Origin of the sequence: Novosphingobium sp. B-7 (assembly GCF_000410615.1) — a bacterium.
GTDB lineage: Bacteria > Pseudomonadota > Alphaproteobacteria > Sphingomonadales > Sphingomonadaceae > Novosphingobium > Novosphingobium capsulatum.
Window position 1 is genome coordinate 1,120 of sequence record NZ_KE148314.1, and the last position, 11,121, is coordinate 12,240.

Here is an 11,121-nt window from a genome sequence, read left to right on the forward strand (position 1 = left end):
TGTGTTACGCCTACCATCTCGCGCAACCGCAACCCAATCCTTCCTGGAAACCCACACGAAGCCACGAAGGCACGAAGCAGGCATTTCGCTTCGTGCCTTCGTGTGAAAATATCCTTCTAGCCGGAAGGTCCACGACGCTACCCCTCTCCCACGATCCAACCTCGCAATTTCGCGCGCGCCCCGCTATATCGTGGCGATGACCGAATATGTGACCGTAGACGACACCGAAACCGTCCTGCGCGACGGAACGATCAAGCTCCATGGGCCCGCCGGGTTCGAGGGCATGCGCAAGGCCGGGCGCCTGGCGGCCGCAATCCTTGATGCCGTGGCGCCGCTGGTGCAGCCCGGCGTGACCACTGCCGCCATCGACGATGTCGTGCGGCAGATGACGCTCGACGCCGGCGCGGTGCCGGCGACGCTGGGCTATCGCGGCTATGCGCATTCGTGCTGCATCTCGATAAACCATGTGGTGTGCCACGGCATTCCGTCGGACAAGACCTTCAAGGACGGCGACATCGTCAATATCGACGTGACGCCGCTGCTCGATGGCTGGCACGGCGATACCAGCCGGATGTATCTGGTTGGTGACGTGCCGTTGAAGGCGCGCCGCCTGGTCGACGTGACGTACGAATGCCTGATGATCGGCATCGAGCAGGCCAAGCCCGGCGCGCGGCTGGGCGATATCGGCGCGGCGATCCAGGCCCATGCCGAAAAGCAGCGCTATGGCGTGGTGCGCGATTTCTGCGGGCACGGCCTGGGCCGCCTGTTCCACGATGCGCCCGAAGTGGTGCACGCCGCGCGCGCCGGCACCGGCCCGGTGCTCAAGCCCGGCATGTTCTTCACGATCGAGCCGATGATCAATCTGGGCAAGCCCGCCGTGAAAATCCTCGACGATGGCTGGACGGCCGTGACGCGCGACCGTTCGCTGTCTGCTCAGTTCGAACATTCGATCGGCATCACCGAAGACGGCTGCGAGATTTTCACCACCAGCCCCAAAGGCCTGCACAAGCCGCCCTACGCCGCCTGATCCGCTGCGCTGCACAGGCAGAGGCTGCCCAAAAAACAGGCAACCCCTGCCTTTTATTTAAGCATTTTTCCGTCGCATCTGCGCAACAACCCGCATGATTTTGCACAGGGTTGGGTTGCATTCTTTCTTTCCCCCTGAATTTCCCGCTTTCGCACCGGGCGGCAATGGCCTAGGGCACTGTGCTTAACAGTGGCACGATTCTTGTTAGGATCGGGTCTGCGGACACGAGGAACATGCGCCTGCCCACACTTGCGTGGTGCAGCGCGGCATCAGGTGCAGGGGTCAGGAACCGGTGAAGAAGATCGAAGCGATCATCAAACCCTTCAAGCTCGACGAAGTGAAGGAAGCGCTGCACGAAATCGGCGTTTCGGGCATCACCGTGACCGAAGCCAAGGGTTTCGGCCGCCAGAAGGGCCATACCGAGCTCTATCGCGGCGCGGAATACGTCGTCGATTTCCTGCCCAAGGTGAAGCTCGAGGTCGTCGTGGCCGACGCCCTGGTGGAGCGCGTGGTGGAAGCCGTGGCGGCTGCTGCACAGACCGGCCGCATCGGCGATGGCAAGATCTTCGTGATCCCCATCGAAAGCGCCCTGCGCATCCGCACCGGCGAACGCGACAACGACGCGATCTGAACGAATTTCGCCGCAGCGTGCGCCTGGTCTCCACCCTGGGTGGAGGGCAGACCGGCGGTGCGGCGGGTGAAGCGGGGGTGGCCTTGGGACGGGCGGCCTCCTTTTCCAACCACCCCTGAAGCCCGCGTCTTTATCCAGCGGGCAAACAGAAGGACCAGCGATGGCAAGTGCAAAGGACATCCTCGCCCGTATCAAGGAAGAGGAAATCGAGTGGGTTGATCTCCGCTTCACCGACCCCAAGGGCAAGTGGCAGCACCTCACCATGGTGTCGTCGGTCCTGGGCGAAGACGAACTGGAAGACGGCCTGATGTTCGACGGCTCGTCGATCGAAGGCTGGAAGGCCATCAACGAGTCGGACATGATCCTCAAGCCCGACCTCGACTCGGTCTATGTCGATCCGTTCTCGGCCACGCCGATGCTGATCATCAACTGCGACATCGTCGAACCGTCGACCGGCGAACTCTATTCGCGCGATCCGCGTTCGACCGCCAAGCGCGCCGAAGCGTTCCTCAAGTCGACCGGCATCGGTGATACCGTCTATGTCGGCCCGGAAGCGGAATTCTTCCTGTTCGACGACGTCAAGTTCTATGACGGCTATGACGGCAACGGCTTCAAGATCGACGACATCGAGCTGCCGACCAACTCGAACAAGGACTACGAAGCCGGCAACCTGGCGCACCGTCCGCGTGCCAAGGGTGGCTACTTCCCCGTCGCCCCGGTCGACAGCTGCGTCGACATCCGCGGCGAAATGGTTTCGACCATGCTCGAAATGGGCCTGCCCTGCGACAAGCACCACCACGAAGTGGCCGCCGCGCAGCACGAACTGGGCCTGACCTTCGGCACCCTGGTGCAGACGGCCGACCGCATGCAGATCTACAAGTACGTCGTGCAGCAGGTCGCGCAGGCCTATGGCAAGACGGCCACGTTCATGCCCAAGCCGATCATGAAGGACAACGGCTCGGGCATGCACACCCACATCTCGATCTGGGATTCGGGCAAGCCCCTGTTCGCTGGCAATGGCTATGCCGGCCTGTCGGACATGTGCCTGTACTTCATCGGTGGCGTGATCAAGCACGCCAAGGCGCTGAACGCGTTCACCAACCCCACCACCAACAGCTACAAGCGCCTGGTGCCGGGTTATGAAGCGCCGGTGCTGCTGGCCTATTCGGCCCGCAACCGTTCAGCCTCGTGCCGCATCCCCTATGGCGCCGGCGCCAAGGCCAAGCGCGTGGAATTCCGTTTCCCCGACGCGATGGCCAACCCCTACCTCGCCTATGCCGCGCTGCTGATGGCTGGCCTCGACGGGATCAAGAACAAGATCCACCCGGGCGAAGCCATGGACAAGAACCTCTACGATCTGCCGCCGGCCGAACTCGCCGCCGTGCCGACCGTGTGCGGTTCGCTGCGCGAAGCGCTGGACTCGCTGGCCGCTGACCACGACTTCCTGCTCGATGGCGGCGTGTTCACCAAGGACCAGATCGAAAGCTACATCGAACTCAAGTGGCCCGAAGTGTTCCGTTGGGAAACCACGCCTTCGGCCGTCGAATTCGACATGTACTACAGCTCGTAAGCGAGCTGGCCTTGCCGCAGCGATGCGGCAGGCACGAAAGACAGACGCCCGGACCCAAGCGGTCCGGGCGTTTTTCGTGTCCGCCATGCTGCATTGCGAAAGTTATCCACAGCCAGGATGAATGCAGGATAAACGGCCCGGCGCGAGCGGTGAAGCGTGGGAACCCCCGGTTCCAGAATCCGCCGCAAACCCTAAGGTGCAGGCCATGCTTCGCACCGCACTCACCGCCCTGGCCGCCTTCGCTTCGCTTGCTGCACTGCCGAACGTGGCCCATGCCCGGCTCCAGTGCGTGACCTATGCCCGCCAGGTTTCCGACGTGCAGCTTTCGGGCAATGCGCGCGATTGGTGGGGCAATGCTGCTGGCACTTATGCCCGCGGGCAAGAGCCCAAGGCCGGCGCCGTCCTCGCGTTCCGCGCTTCACACTCCATGCCCTATGGCCATGTCGCCGTGGTGAGCAAGGTGGTCGATGCCCGCCACGTGATGATCAACCACGCCAACTGGTCGCGCCCCGGCATGGTCGAACGCGGCGTGATGGCGGTTGACGTGTCGGCCGCTGGTGACTGGTCGGAAGTGCGCGTGTGGTACGGCCCGACCCAATCGCTCGGCATGCGCCCCTCGCCCGCCTTTGGCTTCATCTATCCCCACGGCGCACCGGCCAGCGCCGCCCCGGTTACCCAGACCGCCGCGATCGAACTGGCCATGGTGGACAAGGCGCAGGGCTGATCCCAACCCTACGCCGAAGCAACAAAGCCGCCCGTTTCGGGCGGTTTTTTGTTGGCCGGGGTGTTTGGGTTGGCGCGATCAGGAAGCGGGACCCCGGATCAAGTCCGGGGTGACTGTAAGTGTCTAGCGCCTATGTGAATTTCGTCACCCCGGACTTGATCCGGGGTGACGCTATTCTCCGCCAGCCACTGGCCCTTGGCACAGAAAAGCGCATGGTCTGCACTCCCCCTCCGACGGACCTGCGGTTCGCCACCTCCCCCACGGTGTAGGGAGGATCCTGGGTGTCAGATCGCCTGCTGCATGTGCTGGGCGGCGTTGCGGGCCAAAAGAGCGCAGGCCTGATCGGCCGGCAGCGCGGGCCAGAACAGGTGCCCTTGCACGAACTCGCACCCGGCGGCGTGGACCAGGCGGCGTTGCAGCTCGGTTTCCACCCCTTCGGCCACCACTTTCATGCGCAGGGTCTGCCCCAGCGCGACGATTGCCCCCAGGATCGATTGTGCATCGAGGTCGCTTTCGATGTTCTGCACGAACGAGCGATCGATCTTGATGCGGTCGAACTGGAACGAGCGCAGGTAGCTCAGCGAGGAATAGCCGATGCCGAAATCATCGAGCGCGATGCGGAAGCCCATGTCCTGAAGCGTCGTGAGCGTTTGCGCCACATGGTCGCTGCGATCGAGCATCACGCCCTCGGTCACTTCCAGGATCACCCGCTGCGGCGAGATGCCGGTTTCCTGCACCAACGCCGCGATCGTTTCGATAAAGCCCTGGGCCATGATCTGGATCGGCGAAAGATTGATCGAGATATCGGCGGCAGGCCAGTGCCGGCACTGCATGAACACACGGCGCAGCATCCAGGTGCCCAGCGGCACCATCAGCCCGGACTGTTCGGCAATCGGCACGAACACGCCCGGCCCGATATCGCCGCGCTCGGGGTGCGGCCAGCGCAACAGCGCCTCGAACCCTTCGATCTGCCACGTGGCGAGATCGACGATCGGCTGGAAGTGCGCCTCCAGTTCGTCGTTGGCGATGGCGCGGCGCAGTTCCAGCTCCAGTTCGCGCGCCAGCCGCTCGGTGGCGTCCATACCGTTGGTATAGCAGCGATAGCGCGCGCGGCCGCCCTGCTTGGCCCGATAGAGCGCAATGTCGGCACGGCGCAGCAGTTCGGCGGCATCGTCGGTTTGCCCCGGCCCCCAGCTGATCCCGCATGAGCATGTCACGCCCAGGCTGTGCCCGGCGATGATGAACGGATCGGCCATCAGGCCCACGATCTGCCGCCCCAGCGCATTGGCCGCACCCAGCCCGCCGGTGGTGCGCCGCAGAACCACGAACTCGTCGCCGCCAAACCGTGCGATGAGATCAGTCTGCAGCAATCCGTCGCGCAGGCGCTGCGCCACCTGGGTGACCAGTTCGTCGCCCACATGGTGCCCCATCGTGTCGTTCACGGTCTTGAACGCATCGAGATCGATATAGCCCACGAACACGTCGCCCTGGCCGCCCGCCTGACGCTGGCGGTTGGCATCGGCCAGTTCCTCGCGCAGGCGTTCGGCAAAGTGCAGGCGATTGGCCAGGCCAGACATGGGATCATGCAGTGCGTTGTATTGCGCCTGGGCTTCGCTCAACTGCAGATGCTGCGTGGTGGCGCGCATACGCCGCACGATCATCACGCCACCGGCCAACACCGCCAGGAACAGGAAAATCCAGGTGGCGAGCAGCGGCGCCGTGCCACGCCAGATGGCTGGCCCGGGCAATTGCGGCGTCCACACGAAGAAGCCCACCCGCGTGCCATCGGCGCTGAAGCGCGGCAGGGAATTGACCGTGCTCAGCGGCGGCAGCGTGCGCACGAAGTGAAAATCGGGCAGCAGCAGATCGGCCGCCAGCGCGTGCAGCACGCGATCATCGACCAGGCGCAGCGAAACGAGATAGCGCGGCTCGGTCGTGAGCAAGGCATAGTTCCGATCGGGTACGATGGCCGCGGCGGTCAACAGCATCAGCCGGCCGTCATGCCAAACCAGCGACGACCCCCACCGTGAAAGCGGCGCGCCGCGCGCATCGAACGGCCACAGCGCCCCGCCCACGCGGCGAAACTGCGCCACCTGGCCATAGACGCGGCGGTTGCTGCGCGCCTGGGACAAAACCGATTCCACCTGCCAGCGCGCCTTGGCATAGGGATAGTCGGGCATCACCTGGCCATGCCGCCAGCCGCGCACCAGCGTGCCGTTGGGTTCGACCAGCATGGTCTCTTCGGCGCCCTGGTTGGTCCACGGGAACACGCCCAGTTCGCGGTCCATCCATGGCAGATCAGTGTGCCGCACGGCATGCTGGACCGAATCATCCCACACCAGTTGCCCGGTCTGGCCGATGATTACCGTACGCACCCGCGTATCGAGATAGCGCGCGACCATCTCGCGCTCATCCTTGCGGGTAAAGGCATCGGCCACATGGATGGAATGATTGAGCGCTGCCATTAGCGCGCCCGACAGGGCCAGCAGTGCCGCGAACGTGGCACCGACAATCCAGCCCGTGCGCTGTTCCTCGCTCAACCTCGTGTCCCCCGGCCCGTGGATCTGGCGCGTCACGCACCAACCACTTGGGAAGCGTGGAGGAATATTACCAATAAATGGTTAGCGCCCGCCCCAAGCCTACGGTGAATCGCCTATTCCCGACGATTTTCAAATTCGGGAACCAGCCCTTTGGTGCACCGTTTACCAGCCACACAAGGATGCCAATCCGCGCCACCGCCACAGGCGGGGCGCCACCCGTTCCAGGAGCCCCGCCATGCTTTTGACCATCGCTCTCGTTCTGCTCGTGCTCTGGGCGCTGGGCGTCTTCGCCTTCAAGGTGACCGCCGGCGTCATCCACATTCTGCTGGTGCTTGCCCTGATCATCGGTCTGGTGCAGCTGTTTACCGGCCGCCGAACCGTCTAACGGACGCGCGTTTCTGGTTTCACGCCGTGCACAACCGTTTGGTCGTGCACGGCGTGAAACCCTATCCATTCTGCACAATACCTCCGCTTGCCATCGCCGCCTACGCTCCCTAAAAGTTAGCTTACCTAACTTATTGATTGGAGAAGCGCGATGCGCGAACGCCTTCAGCACTATATCGATGGCCAATGGGTCAACAGCCAGGGCGGCCGCCGCCACGAGGTGATCAACCCGGCGACGGAAGAACCCTGTGCCGCGATCACGCTCGGCACTGCTGCAGACGTTAACGCTGCCGTGGCCGCTGCGCGCCGCGCCTTCAAGACCTTCAGCCGGACGACTCGCGAAGAGCGCCTTGCGCTGCTCGACCGCGTCGTTGCGGAATACAAGAAGCGCATTCCCGATCTGGCCCACGCCATGGCCGATGAAATGGGCGCGCCGTTGAGCTTTGCCAGCACGGCCCAGGTTGGTGCCGGCATGGGTGGCTTCATCGGGACCATCGCGGCCCTCAAGAACTTCCAGTTCGTGGAAGACAATGGCGCCTTCAAGGTGGCCCACGAGCCGATCGGCGTAGTCGGCCTGATCACCCCGTGGAACTGGCCGCTGAACCAGATCGCGCTCAAGGTGGCGCCCGCTCTGGCCGCCGGCAACACCATGGTGCTCAAGCCTTCGGAAGAATGCCCCACCTGCGCCGCCATTCTCGCTGAAATCATGGACGCCGCCGGCGTGCCGGCAGGTGTGTTCAACCTGGTTCAGGGCGATGGCCCCGGTGTGGGCACGGCGATCAGCAGCCATCCCGATATCGACATGGTCAGCTTTACCGGCTCTACCCGCGCCGGCATCATGGTGGCCAAGGCGGCGGCCGACACGGTCAAGCGCGTGCACCAGGAACTCGGTGGCAAGTCGCCCAACCTCGTGCTGCCCGATGCCGATTTTGCCAGCCAGCTGCCGGCGACCGCGTCTGGCCCGCTGGTCAATTCGGGGCAAAGCTGCATCTCCCCCACGCGCATCCTTGTCCCGCGTGAACGCCAGACCGAAGCTGCCGCGTTCGTCAAGGCAATGTATTCCGCCGCCAAGGTCGGCAATCCGCTGGAGGAAGGCAGCCACCTCGGCCCGGTGGTCAACAAGGCGCAGCACGACAAGATCCGCGACCTGATCCAGTCGGCGATCGACGAAGGCGCCACGCTGGAATGCGGCGGCCCTGACCTGCCGGCCGAGGTCAACCGTGGCTATTACATTGCGCCCACGCTGTTTTCCAATGTCACGCCGGATATGCGCATTGCCAAGGAAGAGATCTTTGGCCCGGTGGCCACGATCATCCCCTATGACAGCCTGGACGAGGCGATCGAGATCGCCAACGACACCAGCTATGGCCTTTCGGCCTGCATCACCGGCGATCCGGCCAAGGCGGCAGACGTGGTACCCGCCCTGCGCGCCGGCATGGTGGCGATCAACAACTGGGGCCCCACTCCCGGCGCCCCGTTCGGCGGATACAAGCAATCGGGCAATGGCCGTGAAGGCGGGCTCTATGGCCTGAAGGACTTCATGGAAATGAAAGCGATCAGCGGCTTGCCTGCGTGATCTGCATTCCGGCCAGAGCCACGCGTGATCGTGCGGCTCTGGCCATGCTGACAACCAGACGTGATATCAAGCGGTCGACTTGCGCAGCTCGCTACCCAGCCGGTCGATCGCCGCTTTCATCTGCTGCAAATCGCCCAAGGGCATGTCGAGCGCGGACAGCACATCGAGCGGCACGCATTCCACCTGGGCCACCACCTCTGCGCCGGCCGGGGCGAGCGCCACGCGAACCACGCGCTCATCCGCCGCGTCACGCCGGCGCACCACCAGCCCGGCAGCCTCCATCCGCTTGAGCAGCGGCGTGAGCGTGTTGGATTCCAGGAACAGGACTTCGCCCAGTTCGCCCACGGTGCGGTCTTCCGCCTGGGCCAGGGCCACCAGCACCAGATATTGCAGATAGGTCAGCCCGTGGGGCGCCAGCAGCTGCTTGTAGAGCCGGTTGAACGCCAGCTGCGCCGCATAGACCGAAAAACACAGCATATTGGCAAAGGGCTTGCCCGGCGTGCCCGGGGCCAAGGGTGGTCCGCCGGCCGCCATCTGCGCCGCCAGCTCGGCAGCCGCCTGGGGGCCGGAAAGCGCGGTATCGAGCGGGTCTGACGGGGTCTGTTCCATATCGACAAGATAAATCGCGTGCGATCAAATCGCAAGTGCTTGACCTTTCCGCGCGACTCACCTATTTAGATCGCACACGATTTAATCGTTTTCGATATTAAACCGCGAAAGGAACTCTGTCATGTCGATCAAGCCGCTTTACACCGCCCATGCCAAGGCCACTGGTGGCCGCGATGGCCGCGCCACGATTGCCGAAGACGGCGTGAACAATGGCCTGGACATCACGCTGGCCACGCCCAAGGAACTGGGTGGCAATGGCGCCGGCAACAACCCCGAACAGCTGTTCGCCGCCGGCTATGCCGCCTGCTTTATCGGCGCGATGAAGTTCGCTGCCAGCCAGGACAAGGCCCTGCCCCGCGTTCCGGCTGACATCGCGGTGGATTCGGCCGTCGGCATCGGCCCGCGCAGCGATGGCGGCTTTGGCCTGACTGTGGCCCTGACCGTGCATCTGCCCGGTGTCGATCGTGCCGCAGCCGAAGCGCTGGTGGCCAAGGCTGACGAAATCTGCCCCTACAGCCACGCCACGCGCGGCAACATCGATGTGACGCTCAGCGTCGCCTGATGACGGCGAAGGCCGGCGGGGTCACCACCCCGCCGGCACGTCGGGATAGCTGTCGAGCACCGGGCCAAGCGCCGCGCGCAGCGGATCGAGCCAGGGCTCGAACCGCTTCCAGTGCTCCACCGCATCGGTATAGATCGGCTGGCGCACCTGCTCAGAACTGGCGGTACGCACCGCGCGGCGGTTTTGCCAGAACGCCAGGCAGCCCTCTTCGAACGGCACCCCCACGGCGCCCAGCAGCGCGCGCACCTGGCCCGGCGTATCGGCCACCATTGCCTCATAAATCACACGGTGCACCGCGCCGGGTATCGCGCGATCGAACGCGGTCATCTGCCGCACATAGGCGGCATAGTAGTGCCCGATCTCGCTCAGGTCATAGCTGAACACCTGGCCGCGGGCGAAATACTGCTTCCATCCGGAAAAGCAGCAGCCGAGCGGATGGCGCCGCGCATCGATCACCGTCGCATTGGGCAGGATCAGGCGGATCAGCCCCACATGCTGCCAATTGTTGGGCATCTTGTCGACGAAGTAGGGACGATCGGTCTTGCGGTGGATGCGCGTGCGCTCGATATATTCCTCGCCCATCTGGCGGCAATCGTCCGGTCCCAGCGCGGCGAGCAGCGCCGCCATGTCGGCAAACTCGCCCCCTTCGCCGTCATTGGCATCCACCCGTGATTGCAGGCGATCGGCAATCAGCATCATGTCGGGCAGCTCCATCGTGCCCTCGATCTGCGAATGGCTGGCCAGGATCTGCTCCACCAGCGTCGATCCGCTGCGCGGCAGGCCCACCACGAAGATCGGATCGGCGGCCGGGCAGCCCCAGCCGGCCCGCTCTGCCAGAAACGCAGGCGTGAACAGGGCGGCATGGCGATCGACCGCGGCGGCGGTGCGCGCCGGATCATAATCCAGCACACTGCGGCGCAAGGCATTGCCGCGCGCATAGTGGGCAAAGGCGCTTTCGGCAGCGGCGGGCTCGTCGCGACTCAGGTCTTCAAAGGCCTTGCCCAGGGCAAAGTGCATCTGCGCCACGTCTTCGGCACGCTCGTCCCCCACAGCATCGTGAGGCAGGGCCGCGCGCATCGCGGCGATATCGGCCTGTTCCAGTCGCACGGTCTTGAGGTTGGCCAGGCTCCACCACGCCTCTCCCGTTGCCGGATCGAGCGCAGCGGCGCGGCGATAGGCCTCGATCGCGGCGGCCTGGTTGCCGATGGTCTTTTCCACGTGGCCGAGATTGAGCCACACCCGTGGCCGCCCCGGATCGCGCGCCAGGATCGCCCGGTAAAGATCGCGCGCGCCCTCCTGGTCACCGATGCGCACCAGCAACGAGGCCTTGAGCATGGCATGGCCGCCATGCTCGGGATCATCGGCCACCAGGCGGCTGGCATGGTCCAGCGCCTCGGCCACATCGGGCCCCATCGCCAGGATGCGCACCAGCAATTCGCGTGCCGCCACGAACGCCGGCGCGCGCGCCACGGCGGCACGCAGCAGCGGCAGCGCCGCC

At 64.5% G+C, this 11,121-nt stretch carries 10 protein-coding genes; 7 read left to right on the plus strand and 3 right to left on the minus strand.

Annotated features, from left to right (window positions below; translation table 11 throughout):
- The first annotated feature begins 196 nt into the window (after positions 1-196).
- The 4 genes from map to H926_RS0109880 all read left to right on the plus strand — a co-directional run bounded on the left by map (position 197) and on the right by H926_RS0109880 (position 3,952).
- Entirely contained in the window at positions 197-1,027 is an 831-nt protein-coding gene (gene map / locus H926_RS0109865) for a type I methionyl aminopeptidase (RefSeq protein ID WP_022676150.1), read from the plus strand.
- Between the two features lie 292 nt (positions 1,028-1,319).
- A complete protein-coding gene (locus H926_RS0109870; protein WP_022676151.1) occupies positions 1,320-1,658 on the plus strand; it encodes a P-II family nitrogen regulator in 339 nt (112 codons plus the stop codon).
- A gap of 160 nt (positions 1,659-1,818) precedes the next feature.
- On the plus strand, positions 1,819-3,228 hold the full coding sequence (gene glnA / locus H926_RS0109875) for a type I glutamate--ammonia ligase (protein WP_022676152.1): 1,410 nt from the start codon (positions 1,819-1,821) through the stop codon (positions 3,226-3,228).
- A 205-nt stretch (positions 3,229-3,433) separates the two neighbouring features.
- Complete coding sequence (locus H926_RS0109880; RefSeq protein WP_022676153.1) at positions 3,434-3,952, plus strand: CHAP domain-containing protein; 519 nt, start codon at positions 3,434-3,436, stop codon at positions 3,950-3,952.
- Between the two features lie 284 nt (positions 3,953-4,236).
- Here the strand turns inward: H926_RS0109880 and H926_RS26675 are convergent, their stop codons facing one another.
- The gene (locus H926_RS26675) at positions 4,237-6,528 is read right to left on the minus strand and encodes a bifunctional diguanylate cyclase/phosphodiesterase (RefSeq protein ID WP_051146316.1); all 2,292 of its coding nucleotides are present in this window, start codon (positions 6,526-6,528) and stop codon (positions 4,237-4,239) included.
- 199 nt (positions 6,529-6,727) lie between these two features.
- On the opposite strand from H926_RS26675, the gene H926_RS32430 reads away from it, so the two are divergent.
- Positions 6,728-6,877 carry a lmo0937 family membrane protein gene (locus H926_RS32430; protein WP_022676155.1) on the plus strand — a complete coding sequence of 50 codons (150 nt, stop codon included), beginning with the start codon at positions 6,728-6,730 and terminating at the stop codon, positions 6,875-6,877.
- A 150-nt stretch (positions 6,878-7,027) separates the two neighbouring features.
- Positions 7,028-8,452 carry an aldehyde dehydrogenase family protein gene (locus H926_RS0109895; protein ID WP_022676156.1) on the plus strand — a complete coding sequence of 475 codons (1,425 nt, stop codon included), beginning with the start codon at positions 7,028-7,030 and terminating at the stop codon, positions 8,450-8,452.
- Positions 8,453-8,518: 66 nt separating this feature from the next.
- Here the strand turns inward: H926_RS0109895 and H926_RS0109900 are convergent, their stop codons facing one another.
- Entirely contained in the window at positions 8,519-8,986 is a 468-nt protein-coding gene (locus H926_RS0109900) for a MarR family winged helix-turn-helix transcriptional regulator (protein WP_051146317.1), read from the minus strand.
- A 196-nt stretch (positions 8,987-9,182) separates the two neighbouring features.
- Between H926_RS0109900 and H926_RS0109905 the strand changes: the two genes are divergently transcribed.
- Positions 9,183-9,623, plus strand: coding sequence for an organic hydroperoxide resistance protein (locus H926_RS0109905; RefSeq protein ID WP_022676158.1), 441 nt, complete (start codon positions 9,183-9,185; stop codon positions 9,621-9,623).
- A gap of 21 nt (positions 9,624-9,644) precedes the next feature.
- Here the strand turns inward: H926_RS0109905 and H926_RS0109910 are convergent.
- On the minus strand, positions 9,645-11,121 hold a 1,477-nt coding region (locus H926_RS0109910), incomplete at its 5' end, for a sulfotransferase (protein WP_022676159.1).